Source organism: Acinetobacter sp. CAU_H_S170_2, from assembly GCF_058890445.1.
Window position 1 is genome coordinate 3173535 of record NZ_JBZYAE010000001.1, and the last position, 21615, is coordinate 3195149.

Annotated in this window: 19 protein-coding genes; 8 read left to right on the top strand and 11 right to left on the bottom strand. The window is 42.4% G+C overall.

Annotated features, from left to right (window positions below; genetic code table 11):
* The first annotated feature begins 218 nt into the window (after positions 1–218).
* Positions 219–1544, top strand: coding sequence for an OprD family outer membrane porin (locus AC5EUN_RS15560; protein ID WP_493352415.1), 1326 nt, complete (start codon positions 219–221; stop codon positions 1542–1544).
* Between the two features lie 102 nt (positions 1545–1646).
* Here the strand turns inward: AC5EUN_RS15560 and ppa are convergent, their stop codons facing one another.
* Positions 1647–2174 carry an inorganic diphosphatase gene (ppa, locus tag AC5EUN_RS15565; protein ID WP_126038676.1) on the bottom strand — a complete coding sequence of 176 codons (528 nt, stop codon included), beginning with the start codon at positions 2172–2174 and terminating at the stop codon, positions 1647–1649.
* A 118-nt stretch (positions 2175–2292) separates the two neighbouring features.
* Positions 2293–2697, bottom strand: a complete 405-nt coding sequence (locus AC5EUN_RS15570; protein WP_005401007.1) for an MAPEG family protein — start codon at positions 2695–2697, stop codon at positions 2293–2295.
* 107 nt (positions 2698–2804) lie between these two features.
* On the opposite strand from AC5EUN_RS15570, the gene AC5EUN_RS15575 reads away from it, so the two are divergent.
* Positions 2805–3185: a hypothetical protein gene (locus tag AC5EUN_RS15575; protein WP_005401008.1), complete on the top strand. Its 381-nt coding sequence runs from the start codon at positions 2805–2807 to the stop codon at positions 3183–3185.
* Between the two features lie 49 nt (positions 3186–3234).
* Here the strand turns inward: AC5EUN_RS15575 and AC5EUN_RS15580 are convergent, their stop codons facing one another.
* Positions 3235–4914 carry an AMP-binding protein gene (locus tag AC5EUN_RS15580; RefSeq protein WP_004692881.1) on the bottom strand — a complete coding sequence of 560 codons (1680 nt, stop codon included), beginning with the start codon at positions 4912–4914 and terminating at the stop codon, positions 3235–3237.
* Between the two features lie 148 nt (positions 4915–5062).
* Positions 5063–7282, bottom strand: a complete 2220-nt coding sequence (gene parC, locus AC5EUN_RS15585) for a DNA topoisomerase IV subunit A (RefSeq protein ID WP_078425948.1) — start codon at positions 7280–7282, stop codon at positions 5063–5065.
* Between the two features lie 201 nt (positions 7283–7483).
* Here parC and AC5EUN_RS15590 point away from each other — a divergent pair, with 201 nt between their 5' ends.
* On the top strand, positions 7484–7792 hold the full coding sequence (locus AC5EUN_RS15590; protein ID WP_493352416.1) for a hypothetical protein: 309 nt from the start codon (positions 7484–7486) through the stop codon (positions 7790–7792).
* A gap of 25 nt (positions 7793–7817) precedes the next feature.
* Here the strand turns inward: AC5EUN_RS15590 and niaP are convergent, their stop codons facing one another.
* The 4 genes from niaP to AC5EUN_RS15610 form a co-directional block, all read right to left on the bottom strand.
* A complete protein-coding gene (gene niaP / locus AC5EUN_RS15595) occupies positions 7818–9137 on the bottom strand; it encodes a niacin transporter NiaP (protein WP_159153620.1) in 1320 nt (439 codons plus the stop codon).
* A gap of 103 nt (positions 9138–9240) precedes the next feature.
* Positions 9241–9885 carry a trimeric intracellular cation channel family protein gene (locus tag AC5EUN_RS15600; protein WP_004692884.1) on the bottom strand — a complete coding sequence of 215 codons (645 nt, stop codon included), beginning with the start codon at positions 9883–9885 and terminating at the stop codon, positions 9241–9243.
* A gap of 59 nt (positions 9886–9944) precedes the next feature.
* Positions 9945–10412, bottom strand: a complete 468-nt coding sequence (locus tag AC5EUN_RS15605) for a YchJ family protein (RefSeq protein ID WP_005401011.1) — start codon at positions 10410–10412, stop codon at positions 9945–9947.
* A gap of 70 nt (positions 10413–10482) precedes the next feature.
* Complete coding sequence (locus AC5EUN_RS15610) at positions 10483–12063, bottom strand: TerC family protein (RefSeq protein WP_005401012.1); 1581 nt, start codon at positions 12061–12063, stop codon at positions 10483–10485.
* A gap of 332 nt (positions 12064–12395) precedes the next feature.
* Between AC5EUN_RS15610 and AC5EUN_RS15615 the strand changes: the two genes are divergently transcribed.
* A complete protein-coding gene (locus AC5EUN_RS15615; protein WP_159153621.1) occupies positions 12396–13016 on the top strand; it encodes an LOG family protein in 621 nt (206 codons plus the stop codon).
* A 58-nt stretch (positions 13017–13074) separates the two neighbouring features.
* Here AC5EUN_RS15615 and AC5EUN_RS15620 read toward each other — a convergent pair whose 3' ends face one another.
* Positions 13075–14049: a hypothetical protein gene (locus tag AC5EUN_RS15620; RefSeq protein ID WP_004692891.1), complete on the bottom strand. Its 975-nt coding sequence runs from the start codon at positions 14047–14049 to the stop codon at positions 13075–13077.
* A gap of 166 nt (positions 14050–14215) precedes the next feature.
* A complete protein-coding gene (locus tag AC5EUN_RS15625; RefSeq protein ID WP_159153622.1) occupies positions 14216–16123 on the bottom strand; it encodes a choice-of-anchor I family protein in 1908 nt (635 codons plus the stop codon).
* Positions 16124–16283: 160 nt separating this feature from the next.
* Between AC5EUN_RS15625 and mdtD the strand changes: the two genes are divergently transcribed.
* The 4 genes from mdtD to AC5EUN_RS15645 all read left to right on the top strand — a co-directional run bounded on the left by mdtD (position 16284) and on the right by AC5EUN_RS15645 (position 20656).
* Positions 16284–17678, top strand: a complete 1395-nt coding sequence (mdtD, locus tag AC5EUN_RS15630) for a multidrug transporter subunit MdtD (RefSeq protein ID WP_062033339.1) — start codon at positions 16284–16286, stop codon at positions 17676–17678.
* A gap of 98 nt (positions 17679–17776) precedes the next feature.
* Positions 17777–18562: a glycoside hydrolase family 25 protein gene (locus tag AC5EUN_RS15635; protein ID WP_493352493.1), complete on the top strand. Its 786-nt coding sequence runs from the start codon at positions 17777–17779 to the stop codon at positions 18560–18562.
* A gap of 134 nt (positions 18563–18696) precedes the next feature.
* Positions 18697–19758: a DNA polymerase IV gene (dinB, locus tag AC5EUN_RS15640; RefSeq protein WP_159153623.1), complete on the top strand. Its 1062-nt coding sequence runs from the start codon at positions 18697–18699 to the stop codon at positions 19756–19758.
* Positions 19759–20299: 541 nt separating this feature from the next.
* The gene (locus AC5EUN_RS15645; RefSeq protein ID WP_125273446.1) at positions 20300–20656 is read left to right on the top strand and encodes a RidA family protein; all 357 of its coding nucleotides are present in this window, start codon (positions 20300–20302) and stop codon (positions 20654–20656) included.
* A 62-nt stretch (positions 20657–20718) separates the two neighbouring features.
* On the opposite strand, the gene AC5EUN_RS15650 is transcribed toward AC5EUN_RS15645, so the two are convergent.
* A complete protein-coding gene (locus tag AC5EUN_RS15650) occupies positions 20719–21261 on the bottom strand; it encodes a DUF2726 domain-containing protein (RefSeq protein WP_159153624.1) in 543 nt (180 codons plus the stop codon).
* Positions 21262–21615 lie beyond the last annotated feature (354 nt).

Sequence of the window (21615 nt, forward strand, 5' to 3'; positions counted from 1 at the left end):
AAACAGAATTAAGAGGAGAAAAATAAATTCGATGTTTTATAAAGGTTTATTTTAGTAAACCGAATATTTTAACCAAAATTAAAATATTTCAAACATATCACTTACAAAAAAATGCATTACTTTAGTTGAATATGTTAAATAAAAATGACAATTTTTCAGCAATTACTTATACAATTGCTGCTCTCTTTCCATCCAATTTGTATAAGGTTCGCTCCCCAATGCAAAACACAAAAAAATTAGCATTAGCAGTTTTAGTACAAACCGCACTTATATCAACAGCTTTTGCGAGTGAGCAAAGTGAATCTAAAGGTTTCGTTGAGGACGCTGAAGGATCAGTGCTATTCCGCACAGGCTTTTTAAATCGTGATAAAAAAGACGGTTTAACAAATGATACAAGCTCAACTGCTCAAACTGCCATTTTTGATCTTCAATCAGGCTTTACAAAGGGTATTGTTGGCTTTGGTGTTGGCGTAGTAGGTGATGCATCTTTCAAGCTTGGTGCGAATAATAATACGGGTAATCAAATGATTCCTGTAGATGATCGTGGATTTGCTTATGATCATTGGGCTCGTGGTGGTGCCAATGTGAAAGCACGTATTTCCAACACAACCGTGACTTATGGTACACAGGTGTCAACACTTCCTGTCATGGCAAGTAATCAAGCCCGTTTAGTGCCTGAGTATTACACAGGTGTTTTCATTGAAAGTAATGAAATTCCAAATCTAAATGTGGTTGCAGGTAAATTCACAAAAAACCAAATGTCAAACCAAATTAGTACCGATAAAGATGTGACAGGTCAAGGACTTGATCGTGCAGTAGTTTGGGGTGCTAAATATAAATTTAATGATCAACTCAATTCATCGTATTATGGCTTAGATGTTCAAGATAAGCTAGAACGTCATTATGCCAATGTAAACTTTACCCAAAGCTTAAAAGACAAGAGTACCTTAACACTTGATGCCATGGGTTATCATACAAAATGGGATAAAGATGCGCTCACTGATTCACATACCACAGATGATCTAGCAAACCGCAAAAACTCGATTTGGGCTGTTTCAGTGGGCTATGGCAAAGATGTACATAATGTCATGCTTTCTTATCAAGATAACACAGGTAATACTGGGTATGACTATGGCTATAATGCTGATGGTTTACAAAGTATCTATGTCCCTAATTCCTATTTAGGTGACTTTAATGGTAATGATGAAAAATCTGTCGGGCTACAATATAACTACAACTTCAAAAATCACGGTTTACCTGGTCTAAACTGGACAACTGCATTTGTTTATGGTTGGGATATTGATATCGCTAAAATAACAGATCGCTCAAAAATCATTGACCAAGCCGAAGAACATGAGTTCTTTAACCAAGTCAAATATACAGTTCAAACAGGTGCATTGAAAGATGCAAGCCTACGTGTTCGCTATTCTTACTTACGTTCAAGTGATACCTATAATAATGTTTCTGGTCAATATGTCAGCAATGTCATTGGCTCAACCAATGAATGGCGTTTATTCCTTGATATTCCTGTGAAACTGTTCTAATTCACTTTAGATCAATTCATAAAAAACCGCCATTCAATTGAATGGCGGTTTTTTTATGAGCCTGATTTTAGGGTAATAAAATCAGGCTTTATTTTTTCAAAATTATTTTTTAGCAGCTTCGATTGCTTTCAACACTTCTTCTTTGGCAACAGCAGCATTTTCCCAACCACTGATTTTTACCCATTTGCCAGGCTCTAAATCTTTATAGTGGGCAAAGAAGTGTTCAACTTGTTGAATCAGTAAAGGTGGAAGATCGGTATATTCTTTCACGTCTTTATAAATTGGCGTTAACTTGTCGTGTGGGACTGCGATCAATTTCGCATCGATACCACCATCATCTTCCATGTTCAATTTACCCACAGGGCGGCAACGAATCACTGAACCTGGTTCAACTGGATGCGGCGTTACAACAAGTACATCTAATGGATCACCATCTTCAGACAAGGTGTTTGGTACATAACCATAGTTCGCTGGGTAGAACATTGCTGTACCCATGAAACGATCTACAAAAAGTGCATCCGAATCTTTATCAATTTCATATTTGATTGGTGCTGCATTTGCAGGAATTTCGATGATCACGTAGATATCGTTCGGTGCATCTTTACCCGCAGGGATATTGCTATAGCTCATAACATCACTCTTTAACAAGTTAAATCTTTTAAAAAACCGCATCGATTATAACGGTTTTTGAGAAAAAAATATTTCTGCGATTATACATCCACTGGGTGAAAATATGTATGTTTCGCACTTAGCCCATCGTCAGTCGAATGACCAACAATAATAAACAAATAGGACAAAGCAGTGACAACAGCCAAACGATCGATCGAAGCGTCGACCAGTTGGCCAAATAGCAAATACCATACACCACACGAAAGACAAGATAGGCAATACCAAACGTCATGGTGACCACTTGCGGAATCACCATATATTCAGCCATTAAGATAGCGGCAATAAATAAGGGTAAACTCTCAAAGCTATTTTGCTGTGCCGCATTGGCACGTGCTGCCAGACCAGTCGTCTTGGCGAGAAATTCACGCGGATGCTGATTATCTTTGGCGCGAAATCCTGCTGTTTTTTTAGCAATGATTGTAAATACGTAAGGCAGTAAACAAGCAATTAAAATGAGATAAATAATCCCGCTAATGCTTTGCATTGGTTTTTTCTCATCAAGATCATTTCGACGGCTATCATAGCATGGCATTCCGAGGATAAATTTGGTTAAATTATAGTGTTTTTATAATTTCCCGATGAGACTCCAGCATGGCTAGCCCTGATCAAAAAGAAATGTTCGACGTGCTCGAAATTCAGCGTCAACATCAACGCCAAGTGGATCGTGTTTTAAAGATTGTGCTTCCCGTTACTGCATTTTTATTGGCGGTCATTTGTGCCAATATGAATATTGGTTCGACTCTTGGCACACTGGTCATGCTGATCATTGCATTTTGGATGGTCGGGATTAAACGTCAGAACCTATGGTCTTGGTTGCTTGCAGTGACCGTCTATTGTCTGATCGATAATGTCCTGAGTTTTGGTAGTTTTGCTTTCCCAGCCTTCAGTCGTCAGTGTGGTACGATGCTGACCTTTGTTGGCATTTTGGGCATTGGCCGTCCCTATATCGACCGCTGGTTAATGAAGAATTAAAATGCGAACATGAAAAAAAAGCGCCTGATGGCGCTTTTTTTATTTGAACTTAAGCTGTTTTACGTAAATCTTTACGTAGGATTTTACCTACGTTTGATTTCGGTAACTCATCCAAGAATTCAACATAACGCGGACGTTTGTAACCCGTTAAGTTCTCTTTCGCAAATGCCAAGACTTCTTCTGTGGTTAAAGATGGATCTTTCTTCACCACAAACAGTTTTGGTACTTCACCTGATTTTTCATCAGGTACACCAATGGCAGCCACTTCCAATACTTTAGGATGCTTTGAAACCACTTCTTCAATTTCTGAAGGGTAAACGTTAAAGCCTGACACCAAAATCATGTCTTTCTTACGGTCTACAATTTTCACATAGCCGCGAGGGTCCATGACACCAATATCACCTGTACGGAAGAAACCATCTTCAGTCATCACTTTAGCCGTTTCATCTGGACGGTTCCAATAGCCACGCATCACTTGTGGACCACGGATTGAAATCTCACCTTGTTCACCCAGTGCAACTTCCTTCCCATCATCATCCAAAATTGCAACTTCAGTTAATGGCAATGGAATACCAATTGTGCCGCTAAATTCTTCTGACGCTGGCGGATTTGCCGTTGCCACAGGTGAAGTTTCAGATAGACCATAACCTTCAATGATGTTGGTTCCAGTAATTCGCTTCCACGCTTCTGCTGTAGAAGGAAGGACAGCCATACCACCACCCATCGCCATTTTCAATTTGCTGTGGTCGAGTTGCTTAAACTCTTCATTGTTCACTAAAGCATTGAATAGTGTATTCACTGCTGGGAAGAATGACGGTTGGTATTTACGTAATTCTTTCATCACCGCAGGTAAATCACGCGGGTTTGGAATCAAAACGTTGGCTTGGCCTTTGTACATGCCGTACATCGCACAAACCATGAACGCAAAAATATGATATAGCGGTAAGGCACAGAAAATGCGGTCATCAGGTTGACCATCTTGTGCACCAAATTTACTTTGGAAAATACCGTCACACTGCAACATGTTCGCCACAAGGTTGCGATGCGTCAATTCTGCACCTTTAGATACCCCTGTAGTGCCGCCAGTGTACTGAAGCACTGCCGTGTCACTTAACGTTAAGTTCGGGCGCTTATAGTTACTCGCACTAACTTTCGACATTGCAGCGTTAAAGCGAATATGGCCAGGAATATTCCATGCTGGAATTTGCTTACGAACTGAACGTAATACAAAGTTCACCAATGTGCCTTTTAATGCACCCAACATGTCACCTACAGAGGCAATCACAACATGTTTAACTGGCGTTTTACCATTAATCGCTTGGTAAACAGAGGCAAAGTTTTCGATGATCACCAAAACTTCTGAACCCGAGTCATTTAACTGATGTTCAAGTTCACGCGCGGTATACAGTGGATTGACGTTAACCAATACTAAACCTGCACGGAATACACCCAAAGCAACGATAGGATACTGAAGAACGTTCGGCATCATCACAGCGACACGTGAGCCTTTTGCTAGACCCAAACTTTGTAAATATGTTGCAAATTTACGGCTTGCTTCCTCTAACTCACTAAAAGTGAGCACTTTATCCATAAAGATAAAAGCATCACGAGAGCCAAATTTTTGGAAATTTCGTTCAAAAACATCTACTAATGACGTGTTTTCTGGTGGCAATTCTACAGTCTCTGGAATCCCCGTTTTTTGGTATTCTGCGAACCAAATTTTTTCCATATCGCCCGATTCTCCTATCAGTAATCCTTAAATTTCAACTATTGTTCTCAATATTAAGCGCTCTTTATTTAACTTCTGTTGCTTAATACTGCATCCATTTCCCGCATACATACCATATATAACGTATTTTGATCAATGGATGCTAGTTTTATCTCTGAACTAACAGTTTATTTGCTTTTTGATAACCACGTGGTAATAACTGCCCTTTTGATGCTCTTTTGCCTATGTATTTTTGCAAGTCATCACCCTTCAATTTTAATTGCTGCTGTCCTGCAACGACTTGCAGTATTTCATCTAGCGTTAATCTTGTCATGAATACAATTTGATCTTTCTCTTCAAGTTGTATCAATTTATTACCTTTACCTTTATTCAAAACAGGCAACTCTGACAACTCTAAAATCAACAAACGACCCGTTGAGGTCAATAACGCCAAATGGGTGGCCTGATCAACACTGGTTAACGGCATAACTGTGGCTTTTTCAGGTAAAGTAAGGAAGGCTTTCCCTGCTTTTGCATTGGTATCTAACTGTTTTGCCTGTGTTTTAAAACCATACCCCTTGCTACTTAGCGCTATGACTTCGGCTTCATCATCAGCAATAAAGACTTGTTTAAAACCAATACCACTGGCTGGGGACAATTTTGAACTCAACGGTTCTCCCAAACCACGTGCGGACGGTAGGCTATTAATGGCTAGTGCATAACTACGCCCTGACTCATCCAGCACATACACGCGCTGATTAGATTTGCCTTGCGCATGACTAAGGTATTGATCGCCTGCACGGAAGTTCAGGTTTTCGGCATCAACTTCATGACCTTTAGCTGAGCGAATCCACCCCGCTTCAGACAAGACCACGGTCACAGGATCAGCAGGCATGAAATCTTGCTCACTCATCGCCGTCGCTTCTGCACGATGCACGATTGGTGAACGACGGTCATCGCCGTATTTTTTCGCATCATCTTTGAGTTCATTGATGATCAACGCTTTTAAAGACTCAGGATTGGCCAACTGTTCACGAATCAGTGCAGCTTTAGCTTCTAACTCTTCTTGCTCACGGCGCATTTCCATTTCTTCAAGTCGGGCCAAATGACGTAACTTGAGTTCTAAAATGGCTTCGGCCTGAATATCATCAATATTAAAACGTGACATCAACTCCGCTTTGGGCTGTTCTTCTTCACGAATAATACGAATCACTTCATCAATATTTAAATAGGCAATAATCAAACCGCCCAAAATATGTAAGCGTTTTTCAATTTTATTCAGGTGATATTGCAGACGACGGGTGACGGTTTCCTTTCGAATTTCAATCCACTCCAGCAAAATACGACGAATCGATTTCACTTGTGGACGGCCATCCGCACCAATCATGTTCATATTGACCCGATAGCTCGACTCAAGATCAGTGGTGGCAAAAAGGTGACTCATCACCGCTTCAGCATCAATCCGATTTGAGCGCAGTACAATTACCAAACGGGTTGGGTTTTGATGATCCGATTCATCTCGTACATCGCTCACCAAAGGCAGTTTTTTCGCCTGCATTTGATCTGCAATTTGCGAAATAACTTTCGAACCTGAAACTTGATAAGGCAAGTCCGTGATCACAATTTCATTTTTTTCGATGCGATACACCGAACGCATACGATAACTGCCCCGCCCTGTGCTTTGAATTTTTAACAGCTCTTCAGGTGGCGTAATAATTTCTGCTTTGGTCGGCAAATCGGGTGCAGGAATATATTCTGCAACTTTTTCATCGCTTAAATTTGGATTGCGAATTAAGGCAATGGTGCCTTTCACGACTTCACGCAGGTTGTGTGGTGGAATGTCCGTAGCCATACCAACCGCAATGCCTGTGGTGCCATTTAACAAAATATTCGGAATACGTGCAGGTAAAGTCACAGGCTCTTTCATCGAACCATCAAAGTTGTCCTGCCAGTCACAAGTCCCCTGTCCCAGTTCAGACAAAAGCACTTCACTATACTGAGATAATTTGGCTTCGGTATAACGCATCGCCGCGAACGATTTCGGATCATCGGGAGAACCCCAGTTACCTTGACCTTCAATAAATGGATAACGATAACTAAAAGGCTGCGCCATCAGCACCATCGCTTCATAGCAGGCCGAATCACCATGCGGGTGATACTTACCGAGCACATCGCCAACGGTACGCGCAGATTTTTTGGGTTTACCGCTGTGTTTCAGGCCCAACTCACTCATGGCATATACAATACGGCGTTGTACAGGTTTTAAACCATCGCTGATATGCGGTAAGGCACGATCCATGATCACGTACATGGCGTAGTTGAGATATGCTTGTTCAGTAAATTCTGCTACGGAACGGTTTTCTGTCGCTTGATGCGCAAGGTTCGTCATAACAACCTGTCATCCTAATTAATCGTTTTTTGTTTAAGTTCTTATGCTATGTCGCAGGCTCTGCCTATACAAGTGAAAGCGTACACCACTACGACAAATTGCGTCTTTAGATGTTCCTAGTGTCGTAAAATTATCCATTTTTTTTAAAATGAGCAACTAATTATTTTGAAGTTCAATTCCTGTGTTCATCTCTGCTCATCAATGAAAATGGTTAAGCAACTTCAATCTTCTCAACTTGATCGATACGATCAACAAAAATCCGGTCATCCTCGTCCAAAATGCGACACAACCAATTGGATAGATCACATCAATCAAGTCGCAGCTATTTTAAATAGCCTTATCATGCACGAGGCTAACTTTTATCAAAATGCAACATTGATAGGCCACATTTCAGTCGAGCAGATTGCATTTTTTATTGCTGAGTTGGATCTTGTTATCGGCTATTTTCAAATCCATCATCTAGATTTTATGTTGAAGTGTATTGAAGACTGGGAGTCTCAGCACATCTGACGCTCAATCTTCAGCACGGACTAAATTACAGTCCAATTTCTTCCAATGTTTTGCCTTTGGTCTCTTCACCCAAAATCAAAATCACCGCTGCCACCGCAAGCAACACTGCGGTAAACATCATGAAAATCGCACTAAATCCATTGCTCATGACCATCATATGCGTCACCACCATCGGTGCGACAATGCCGCCCATACGACCAATGGCTGATGCCCAGCCCGAACCAAAAGCCCGGATATTGGTTGGATATTGCTCTGGGGTATAGGTATACAACACCCCCCATGCACCGAGGTTAAAGAATGACATCAAACAACCCCAGAACATGATCATGCTCACAGTATCAGCTTGACCAAAGAAATACGCGGAAACTGCACACATGCCAATAAAACCAGCCAAGGTTACTTTACGTCCCAGCTTTTCGACCAGCCATGCTGCGGCCACATAGCCTGGCAGCTGTGCCAAAATCATCACCAAGACATATTCAAAAGACTGAACAATGCTATACCCCTGCTTCACCAGCAAACTTGGTAACCATGTAAAAATGCCATAATATGAGTAGACAATACCAAACCAAATCAGCCATAACATCAAGGTTCTACGTGCAAATGCCCCCGACCAGAGCTGGGTAAAAGACACGGTCTTTTTCTCTGCCACCGGTTTAACAACGATATGCTCGATCACTTCCACACCGCATTGACGTTCAATCTGCTGCACCAAAGCATGCGCTTCCACAATGCGACCACGGTTGATGAGATAAGGAATTGACTCAGGCACTTTGAACCAAATCACAATGGCATACAGTGCAGGAATCCCACCGATTAAGAAGGCCATATGCCAGTCAAATTTTGGAATCACAAAATACGCCACCAATGCAGCGCAAAGCCAACCAAGGCCCCAAAAACTTTCTAGCAGCACGATAAAACGCCCACGCACCTGCGCAGGAATGTATTCACTGACCAAGGTCACCGCTACTGGCAACTGTCCACCCAAACCGAGACCCACAATAAAACGAAACACCAACAACCACGTTAAGTTAGGGGCAAAGGCACAGGCCGCCGTCGCTAAACTGTAAATCACTAGGGTCGCGGCAAAAACTGTTTTACGCCCAATACGATCGGCTAGACCACCTGAGCACACCGCACCAATCGCCATTCCGACAAAGCCAATGGAGACCACCCAACCTTTCTCGGTTGGGCTCATGTGCCAGTCTTCGGCCATTTTTGCCAAAATAAAAGAAATCAGCCCCGTGTCCATGGCATCGAACATCCAGCCCAAGCCAATGACCCACAACAAGGTGTAGTGAAATTTACCGATCGGTAAGCGTTGTATGCGAGAAACTAAATCCATAGCTCGGCCTCTAAAGCGGGAAAAGATAGCAGGCTGCTTTCTCAACAGGCTTTATCATTATGTGCTTTTTTTATACAAATAAGGCAGTCAAATCACTGCTATTTTAGCTCGCATCTTTCGAGGAAGCAGATTGCTCATCATCGTCTTGATAAATGAATTTTGGCATTTCTAAGCCAAAGTAAATCGCGATTAGACGTAAGCTAAAACCAAAGATCAAAGTCGAAATCACGGTCAGCTCAAGTGATAAACCGAGCTGAATGCAGCCCCAATAGAAAATCACCGCGACAAAAGAAATACTGGCATACAGTTCACGGCGGAAGACCAAAGGGACGTCATTACACAAAATATCACGTAAGATACCGCCCGATACCCCTGTCAGAACTCCTGCGACCGCAGACACCACAAAACCATGTCCCATTTCTAAGGCAATTTGACAGCCGATGATGGTAAAACCGATCAGGCCCAGAGCATCGAGCACCAAGAAGATATTACGTAAATGGCGCATCCACTTGGCAATCAAAATCGTCATAAAAGCGGCAAAACAGGTCAGCATCAAATATTCAGGATGCTTGACCCAAGTCAGCGGATAATGTCCCAATAACACATCGCGGACAGAACCGCCGCCCAGCGCTGTGACACAAGCAATAATCACCACACCAAACCAATCCATACTACGCCGACCCGCCGACAGTGCACCTGTCATTGCCTCTGCTGTGATCGCTATAATATAAATAATAGTGAGTAACATCGCCTGGATTCCATATAGGCTAATTGATGCGCGCTATTCTAAGCCAAATTTGCTTAAAATTATAAAAATTGTGCACAACATTGTTTAAATTTTTTCCCTGAACCGCAGATGCACGCTTGTTTCATGGTGATATGCATTTCAGTGGTTGGATCTAAAAAATACCATGCTTCTGCATGTTTCACAAAATGTGAAATTTCATGATGTATCTGTGGCGATGTGCCATCATGATAATAGGCTTTGAATTCGACCATGGCATGGTTTTTATCGAGTTTTTCATTGGCCTGTACGACGTCTAACTTCAACCATTGGTTGCTTCGACTCCACTCCGCTATTGCTGCAACATCTAGAGCCTGTTGCTGCCCCAACGCTGTGGTTTGCACAATGTAATCGATTTGCTGTTTGGCAAAAGCACTATAACGTGAGCGCATAAGTTGAGTAGCACTCTGCGCACGGCTTTGTCCCAAGTGTAATGGCTGACAGCACTGCTTATATTCGCCCTGTCCACACGGACACTCAACATTACTCATGATTTTTCCATAAAAAATAGCTCGACATTGCGAGCTATTTTAACCTGTTCAAACCAGATTAAGGTTTGTTTTAAGAGGATTCCTTGTGCAGATCCGACTTGGGAATCACATGCACTTTTTCAATTTTGTGCCCATCCATCGTCACCACTTCAAAAATACAACCATCTGCTTCAAGGCTAGAGCCATTTTCGGGTAAACGACCTAAATGAAAGAGGATATAGCCTGACAAGGTTGAGTACTGATCAGACTCGTCGACCAAATCACGATCCAACAATAACGACACATGGCGAATATCGGTTGAACCATCGAGCATCAAGCTACCATCTTCTAAGCTTTCAGCCACATTATCTTCAGCATCTTCATCGGGGAACTCCCCTGCAATCGCCTCTAATACGTCAATCGGCGTGGCAATCCCTTCAATCGAGCCGTATTCGTTCAAGACCAAAGCCATTTGCAACGGTGCTTGACGCAATTGTTCCATCACCATCAGGACTTGCGCATTTTCATGCACAATCACAGGTTCACGTAAATGTTTATCAAAATCGAGGACACCGGTTTCGATATATTCATTCAAAACTTTATGGGTCAGCACCACACCTGCGATGTTGTCTAACTCGCCCCGTGCCACGATTAAACGTGAATGCGTAATACTGAGTAGTTGTGATTTGATTGAGGCTTCTTCATCCTCTAAATCAATCCACTCCAACTCTGGACGTGGGGTCATCACGGACTTCACTGGACGTTCAGACAAACCCAGCACCCCTTGTACCAAGACACTATGATAGACCCCATTTTCAGGATCAAATACTTCATCCGCGTAGGCGCGAGTTGCCAATACATCTTCAGGCTCAGAGGCATGATCACTACTTTTACCGCCCAACATTCGCAGCACCGCAGATGCAGTTTTATAGCGAAGGTCTGTGGTGGTGACCATTTTTTCTTGATTACGGCGCATGGTTTGGTTGATGAATTCAACAACCACCGAGAAACCAATCGCGGCATATAAGTAGCCCTTTGGAATATGGAAACCAAAGCCTTCTACAATCAATGAGAAACCGATCATCATCAAGAAGCCGAGACACAAAATCACCACGGTCGGATGTTTGTTGACAAATTCCATCAAGGCTTTCGATGCCCACAACATAATGCCCACGGCAATAATCACCGCAATCATCATTACAGACAGGTGTTTAACCATACCGACTGCGGTAATCACCGAGTCTAAGGAAAACACAGCATCCAAAACTACAATCTGAACGATCACCATCCAAAACACAGCATTGGCTGGACTTTCTTCTTTCTGAACCACTTTGGCGTCAATACGTTCATGCAGTTCCATGGTGCCTTTAAACAACAAGAACACCCCACCAAACAGAAGAATCAAATCCCGTCCTGAGAAAGGATGATCGAAGATATGGAACAGCGGCTCGGTCAGTGTCACCACCCAAGCAATTGAGGCCAACAGCACCAAACGCATTAAGAGTGCAAGGATCAAACCAACAACTCTAGCCGTATTGCGTTGTTCTGGTGGAAGTTTCTCCGCCAAAATCGCAATAAAAACCAAGTTATCAATCCCCAGCACAATTTCCAGCACCACTAAGGTGAGTAAGCCCACCCACGCAGAAGGATCAGACATCCATTCAAATATCATGTGATCTGCTCCTGTCGAGGGAATGTATAACGCGCATAATGATTAGGCGAATAAAAATGAAGATTCAGCACTGCTCGCTGTAAATTATTTTCGGAAAACTGAAGATGTCTTGAGCGACAACTACCACTACCCATGTTCGTTCTTGTGTTGTAAAACAGGAAATAAGTATAGGCAAGATCTAAATGAAATTCATCTTTTTTTCAAAAGCGCACTGTTTTAAAGGATTTAACAAATTATTACCCGATTGTGAGATTAAATACAGCTTGCAGTCACATTTCTTGCTTAAACTATGAAAGAAAAAGTAGATAAAGTAAAAGGTAAAAACATACGCCATGAATAGTGAATTAAAAACATCCTCTCTCAACACTGAAGTAAACGTTCAAACCACGCAACCTCTGATCGCACTTTATTGCGGTTCTCGTTCGGGCAATAAACCGATTTATCAAGAAAAAGCGATTGCACTGGCACAAGGTTTAGCTAAACAGGGTTTTGGTCTGGTTTATGGGGGGGCAAGTATTGGCCTCATGGGACAAGTGGCCGATGCCATGATTAGCCACGGCGGTGAAGCCGTCGGCGTCATTCCAGAATTTATGCTGGATTATGAAATTGCGCATCACCAACTGACCGAATTACATGTTGTACAAACCATGCATGAGCGCAAAGCCTTAATGGCCGAACGTGCAAGTGCCTTTGTCGCACTACCTGGTGGTTTAGGCACTTTTGAAGAAATTTTAGAAGTGGCAACCTGGGGACAACTGAACCAACACCAAAAGCCGATGATGATTTATAACGTCAATGGTTTCTATGACGCACTGATTACCCAGTTGGATCATGCAGTAGAAGAAGGTTTTCTACCGCCACAGCACCGCGCAAAACTGATTGTGTGCAACCATGCTGAACAGATTTATTCAGCCATTGCCAACCTCGGCAGTCCAGCACACTTTGCCATTTAAACCCTGTTCTTAATGCCATAAAAAGCGAGCCTAGAGCTCGCTTTTTTAACATGTGCGGTTATTGTCCATAATGGGTGACAAAGTTATAGAACCACGGCAGTGTGGTCGCCAAAATCACGGACATGGCTAAGCCAAACATCAATTTCATCGCATCTTTACTGACGTTACGCGAAGTGCGGTGTTTGTTCACTTCATCAAAAATCATCGACATTGCAAACTCACGACCTGCAAGTAAACCTAAGAATACCCATGTGGTACTCATTGGAATATTGCTCCACTCTTTGAAGACCAACAAAATGAGGGCATACATAAAGTCAATAATGGTCGCTGCACGAATATCGGTAACACCTGTTTTGGTATCGACAATCTTCTGAATCGCACCACCACGTTGGTACAAAATCACCGCCAACAACACCACAAAGACCGTGATGGCAAACAGTAAAAATGAAAACGGCACTTGACGGGGTACATAGACGAAAATATTGGCCAAATCTTGAATCAGCCACTGACTCCACAGAAAAGCCGTAGAGACCCACTGTAGTCCGATCCAAATATGCGACGGTTCTTGGTTACGAGTTTTCGCAAAATACTTCGCAACTTGGCGCATCACAAAACGATAGACAATAATCGCAACTACAAAGGCCACCGCATAGCCCATCATCGATTTCACCATCATCGAGCCTAAACTTGCAGGCGAGAAAATGGTTAAAACCAAGAAAGTGGTACTGACGGGAATTCCGTATTTGGTTAAAAATAACAGCAAAATCGGTGGCACAATATAGAGCCACGTGACCCCACCCTCAGGAAAAGGGATCGTTTCTAAACGACCATATGATGCATCCCCCACACCGGATGCATACCAACCATAAATCAACACCACCACCAAAATGGTGCTGATAAAGAGCCAAAGCACCCACCATGGACGATGTGCATTGGATGAAATAAACGTACCTAATGTCTGTGGCACATCATTTCCGACGATAGAATAAGCGGCTAAACAGAAGCCTATCACCATCAAAATTTCGATTGTCATAAAACCAACCTTTTGAATAATTTATTCCAAGACAGTGCCCTTGGATGTTTGCCAAAGATTATGACGGTTTTATTTCATTTTCATGACATCCCTGTCATATATTTTTTGTAGCGCCATAAAAAAAGAGCACCGTAGTGCTCTTTTTTCAAATTCAAAACTCAGTTTTTTAATTGAGTTTGACTTCATAAACCGCTGTACTACCACTGACTTCATTTCCCACCACCAACAGCGGGTGACCATTGGGTGAATTCTTCGCCGCGATGAAAATCAAACCTTCTGGGCCTAAGCCACCTTGCTTCGTGACTTCTATTTCATTGGTATTGCGATGGTTCATATACTGAACAAATTTAGCCTGATTCGGGTTGCTAATGTCATACACCATGATGCCACTGGCACGCTCAAGTCCAATAAAAGCAAAGGTCTTTTCACCAATTTTACCCAATGTCACGCCTTCAGGTTCAGGGCCTTTATTATCACTACGGTCATCAAATTTAAATGCTTCATGATTGCTATTAAATTGATGTGGAAACAACTCCGAAATTTTTCGCTCAAACTCACTCCCCGAGTCCCACACAATCTGCTTGGTTTCAGGGTCGACAATACTCACCGAACGGCCACCATAGGCATATAATTTGTCATAAGTTAGACGACCATTTTCATCCAGCTTTGGCAGACCAGTCAGTGGATCTTTTTGATAACCTTGCGTCCAACTAATGGTCAAACGTCCAATTTGTGAATCTTTAATTAAATTATCCGCGCAGACTTCTGTTGCGTCAGCCGTTTGACAAGGTTTAAACACCTCTGGGTTTAATTTCGCCCCTTTTACGCCCGGTGCAAGCTGACGTAAATGCGCGGCATAATCGCCTTTGGCGTCAAAACCTGCTTTTTTAAACAAATGTTTGATGCGTATCTCTTCAGCATAACCAGCATTTAAGTCCCCGCCTTCAAAGTATTTGGCTTCATCCCTTAGCCATTCACGGGCATCCCCCTCATTGGCCGTGACCAAATAGGTTTTGCCGTTGGCTTGATATTGAGCAATGGCATCGGGCATATACATGCCATATAGACCCGGCCAAGAGCGGATATTAATCATGCCGGCATCTTTTGCACATTCTGTAATACTACGCCCCAAAGAGTCTTGACCAATAGCACAGTCACGGTCACTTCCATCCAAGGCATTTTCAGGCAAACTATGGTCCTTGTAGCCCATCGGGAAAAGATCAACAAATTGATTTTTTGCTAGGTCTAAAACCCCAATGGCATTATTTTCCTGCAAACTGACCCATGCTTTTTTACCATCAGCACTGACTGCGATGTACTCAGGCTCTAGGTCTTGTGCAACGGTGGTCGTTTGAATACCTGCGCTCGCTACATTTGGGTATTGACTGATGTCTGGGCCAAAAATACGAATACCTGCATCTAATAAGTCTTGTTTACGGTCATTCCATGCGTGGAAGCCCGCAATGCTTGCTGTTGGTTTTTGAATATCTGAAATATCAATAATGCTGACCGAACCTTCGGGATCGACTTGATAACCTTCATTCGGTTCCGCTTCATTCGCTACCAGTACTTTTCGACCATCAGGCGTGAAGGTCAACATATCTGGCAAAGCTCCCACGTTGACTTGACTGATAAAAGAGAGATCCTGTGCTTTAAAGAAAGCCACAATACCGGTTTGGGTTTTATCCTCAGCCTGAACCGCCAGTGCCACGATGCCATTATGTACCGCGACGCTATTCACTTCGGAATTGGCTAAATAAGTTTTGGCATCCAAAGATTGGATATATGTCGGTTGCGCTGGTTGGGAGAAATCTAAAACATCGACCATACCTTTTTGTGCATTCACCACGAACAGACGCTTACTCGCAGCATCATAGGCGGGGATTTCAGCTGCACTCTGTCCAAATATCCCCGACTCATAACTTGCAAGATGAACCAGTTCAATACTATTCGGCGTGGCTTCCTCTACCACAGGCGGTGATGTGATGGTTTGCGCATCATCACTGTCATTACATCCTACTAAGCCCAACCCCATGCATGCTAAAAAAACGGCACTATAAGTTTTATTCATCATGATCTAAATATCGGTTCAAATTTGACCAATGTATGACGTACGCGTTGCAAACACATGACGTAGAGATGTCAATTTGATGGCATGTGATAAATGCACATTCGCAACAACAGTCCAACTTAAATTAAGCTAAACTGTTTAAAAATTTCACTTTGTTGTATCTATGAACCAAACGCCGACCCATCAAGCACTCGCTCCTGAGTACCGTCTTTTGGTACTTCTGGTTTCGATTGGCTTTTTTATGCAAGGCTTAGATACCACCATTGTGAATACCGCTCTACCGGCTATGGCAGCCAGTTTGAATGAAGACCCGCTGCAAATGCATAGCGTGGTGGTGGCCTATGTGCTTGCCGTTGCTGCCTGTATCCCCTTGAGTGGTTGGCTCGCCGACCGTTTTGGAGTGCGCAATACCTATTTCAGTGCCATTATCATTTTTACTCTTGCCTCACTGGGCTGTGGCTTTTCTGAAAGCTTAAATGAGTTATTGTTCTATCGCGTATTACAAGGCATCGGTGGTGCATTATTGCTCCCTGTTGGCCGTTTAGCTATGCTCAAGGTCATTCCGCGGACGCAGTTCTTATCGGCCATGAGTTTGATGAGTCTCGCGGGACTGATTGGCCCACTGATCGGTCCAACACTCGGGGGCTGGTTGGTCGAAGTCAGTACATGGCATTGGATTTTCCTGATTAACCTCCCCATGGGACTGTTAGGTGTCCTGATTAGCTTTAAAGCCATGCCGAATGTCACCGAGCAGAATGTACCGCGTTTTGACTTTTGGGGTTTTATCCTGTTGGTGATCACCATGGCAGGACTATCTCTAGGGATTGAAAATTTTGCCAGTCCGCACCTGACTTTATGGTGGAGTATGGGGCTGATTGTACTGAGCTTAGTAGCTGCGCTTTGGTATGCCTATCATGCACATACCCATCAAAATGCATTATTCCGCAGTAAACTGTTTCGTAACCGCATTTATGCCGTGGGTATTTTAGGTAACTTCTTTGCTCGCCTCGGTGGCAATGCCATGCCTTTTTTGATGCCACTCATGTTACAAGTGGCTTTCGGTTTTGAACCCTTTGTGACGGGGCTTTTGATGATTCCGACAGTGTTGGGTTCACTGGCCTCCAAACCCATCATTCGTCACTTGATTCAGCGTTTTGGTTATCGCCATGTGCTTTTGGTTAACACCTTGTTGGTCGGCGCATGTATCGCCAGTTTTGCCCTCAATACCGCAGACACCCCAACTTGGCTGCGCGCACTGCATTTCTTTGTTTTTGGCATGCTGAACTCCCTGCAATTTGTGTCTATGAATACCCTCACGCTGAAAGATTTACCGCAACAAGATGCCAGCAGTGGCAACAGTTTCTTGTCGATGATCATGATGGTATCGATGAGTATTGGCGTGGCTTTGGCAGGTACTTTAGTCAATGTCTTTACCGCATATTTGGGTACAGATCACATCGTCATGGCATTCCATAACACTTTAATTGTATTGGGCTGTATTAACCTGATTACCGCAGCTATTTTCTGGCATATCCCCAAAGATACCGTGGATGAATAACAGATACAAAGTGCTGCCATTCACTGACCATAATCATCATGGTCAGTTCCGCAAATTCGAGCTATGATGATGAGCTAAAAACCAATACCTGCAAAAGCATGTCCGCAAGAAAGAAAGTTTCCACGCCGTCAAAAACCTCATATCCCTATTACATACTTGCCTGTGTAGTGATGCTATGTGTCGGACTGGGTATCACCTATTTTTTCTTGCAGAACAATATCGCATCTGCCCAAGAGTATCCGATAAAAGGCTTTGATGTGTCTCATCATCAGGGCGACATCCAATGGCAATCCATTTCTCCCCAAGAGTTTAAATTCGTTTATTTAAAAGCCACCGAAGGGGGAGATTTCAAAGACCGTAAATTTCAGGACAATTGGCTCAAAGCTCGTGAACAAGGCTTTTTGGTCGGGGCTTATCATTTTTATCGCTTATGCCGTGATGGCCAGATTCAGGCGCAGAACTTTATCGAAACTGTACCGAAGAAAACCGATAGTTTACCGCCTGTGATTGATTTGGAATATGACAGCACCTGTATCAACACCTACACCAGAGAACAGCTACTCAAAGAAATTCAGGTCATGCACGACCAACTGTATCAACACTATGGTTTGCAACCCATTTTTTATACCTCTAAAGCATTTTATAATATTGTTTTGGTCGATGAATTTAAAAAAACTCCCCTTTGGATTCGTGAATATCAGGGCAAGCCTGAGCTCAAAGGCAATCCGAAATGGACCTTTTGGCAACACACCAGCCAAGGTCAAATTAAAGGCATACCAACCTTGGTAGATCTCAATGTATTTCAAGGCTCAGAGCAAGATTGGATCAGCTTTTTAGAGCGCCAAGGACTTTATCAACTGCCACAAAACTTACCAATCAACTAAGCAGTTCCAAGCTCAGCATTGAAATTCAAATACTAAAATACCAAGTCAAACTATGTCGCTTATGCCGCATGTAGAACTACGCAATCGATCTGAATAGTGCAATACTGGCTTAGGTTTCAATATTAAAATTCAGCATGCGAAAAATCATTCACATCGACATGGATGCCTTCTATGCCTCGGTGGAGTTACTTGATCGTCCCGACTTAAAGCATTTACCTGTGGTGATTTCTTCACACCATCCCCGTGCTGTCATTGCAGCCGCATCCTACCCTGCACGCAGTTACGGACTCCGCTCTGCCATGTCGATGACTCAAGCCAAAAAACGCTGCCCTCAAGTGGTGGTGATTGAACCTAATTTCTCTAAATATCGTGCGGTCTCAGAGCAAATTCATGCAATTTTTCAGCGTTATACCACACTCATTGAACCGCTTTCCTTAGATGAAGCTTATTTAGATGTAACGGAAAATTTACAACAACTGGCCAGTGCCACAGAAGTTGCTGAACGCATCCGTGCTGATATTTTTCACAGCACAGGACTGACCGCCTCTGCGGGTGTTGCACCCAATAAGTTTCTAGCCAAAGTTGCTTCGGACTGGAATAAACCCAATGGTATCTGCGTGATTAAACCTTCACAAGTTCAGCAGTTTATTCAACACTTGCCGCTTAAAAAAATCCCTGGAGTGGGGAAAGTCATGCAAGAAAAATTACATGCGCTCAAACTTGAAACTTTAGGTGATTTACAGCATGTGGATGAAAATATCCTGATTCATCATTTTGGCAAATATGGCAAACAGCTCTATCTCTATGCGCAAGGGATTGATGAGCGTCCTGTACAAGCGGAACGAGAACGTCAGCAAATTTCAAAAGAAACCACTTTTGATGATGACTTAACCATTGAACAATGTCTCCCATTTTGGCCCAAGTTGATTGCACAAGTCTGGCAAAGCTTAGATAAAAAGCAACTGTATGCCCGCGGTGTCACCGTCAAAATGAAACTGAAAAACTTTCAAACCTTACAGCACAGTAAAAGCTTCAAAACGCCATTAAAGCATCAAACTGAACTACAAATGACCTTAGATATCTTACTCAAAGAAATGCAAATCACACCGGATCAACAATTTCGTCTTATCGGTGTTGGGGTCTATGCACTTTCGACTCAAGAGCCTCTACCCCAGCTCTCTTTATGGTCTGACTGATTGCTCAATCAGTCATTTTTTAACCAAAAGAACAAAAATAATGCAATTTAGCATTCACAAACTGTGTTTTTAGAGTAATCTAATGACGCGCTGCATTTATCCATGTAACCGCTGAGATGCTAAAACTTACCTTTACTTTTAGCATACGTCCTGTGATTGGCGTGACGATCAAATCCGAAGATTACAGGACATCTCTGATATTTATATGGTATTCCCGCCTCTATATTACAGAGCAGTGCTTTAGCATCAGAATAATCCAATATTTTTAAATATACTGTTATAAAGTCCGAATAAGATTGACCTATTAATCGCGTTCCTTCATTTTTTGTAATTCCCACGTCGATATATTGATATCAACTATCCATTTATCTCCCTCTGTTCACTTTACCTACAGAAATAGATTTGATCCTTCACGCTGTAAAATTCTGCACCTGATTGAAAGCCAACATCGTAGCCATCTGTCATACATGAGTTTGTGGTAGGCTATTGAACTACATTTTTATGTTCTATTTTTATACTCATCACACAGGATGCATACATCATGACGGTTCAACGTTTGCATGTCTCAAATCGTTTTTCTGAAGTTGCGATTGCTGGCAATCTCGTTCATTTGGCAGGTCAACTGGCGTCTGACTTTGATCTCGATATTAAAGGTCAAACCCAACAAACATTCGACATGATTGACCAATTTCTTGCTGATGCAGGCACAGATAAAAGCCATATCTTATCGGTAACGATTTATTTGAAGAATATTGAACAAGACTATGCAGCGTTCAATGAAGTTTGGGATGCTTGGGTTGCAGACATTGATGCCTTACCACGTACCTGTGTTGAAGCTAAACTTTATGATCCAAGAGTATTGGTAGAGTTAACCGTTGTTGCAGTGAAACCTGCATAAAAATATACGCATCATGAGAAGCATGAATCTTCATGTTTTTTATGATGCGCGCTGAGATTCAGTTAGCCGATCAGACGTAATTTTCGAGTTTGTGCTGCGTTATAGTAATCATATTTTTTGGCCACATGCGTATCTTTAGTCAAACGCGACGAAGCATAGAGATCGCCATAAAAATCTTCACGTAACTGATGATAGTCAGGCACTTCTTCATAACGAATCACTTTATAGCCAGCCATATCGAGGATCGCATCCTGAAACTGTGCCTTTTGTGGACGTTTCAATGAAAGCGGATCTTCTAAAGCAACCACTGCCAAAACTTGTTGTGCACTATCCATAATCACAAAATCAGCCACCAAATTGCGGTATTTGTTTCGTGTACGTGAAAATTTTGTAGTCAGTAAGGCATCATAAGACACATGTGCCAGAACAGTATGATGCGGTAAAATTTCTTTCAAACGAGTATAAGTCAGTTGCTCATGCATACTAAAAATAGCACGTTGTCTTAATGCACTATCTTGCTGCTTGGTCTTAGGGATCAACGCTTTACTCGCTAAAATCATGACCAGTATCAACAACACGCTACCAATTACCATATAAGTTGTCATATTTGTATCCTTTTCATCTTTATTATAATTTTCGGTATCACAACCATTTTTATTCGATCAGTATAACCTACTGACCATTTACCCAAACCACGCAATAAAAAAACTAAAGCTAAAATCAAACAAAAGCTGATAAAACTAAACAATTTTTTGCAATGTCATTCGTTCTAACACGTTTTGTTTTAATCCGAATGAAATTTTGGCTCTTTAGCCTATCTACACTGTAATAGAGTGATTCATTCACGTGCAATATGATTCTTCGGATTGACCCAATTTTCCCGACGGATGGCAGAAAAGCCAATCTTTGAGCTATTTTTCTAACGCAATAAAAAGATCGATCCTAAAAAAGGATGCCGT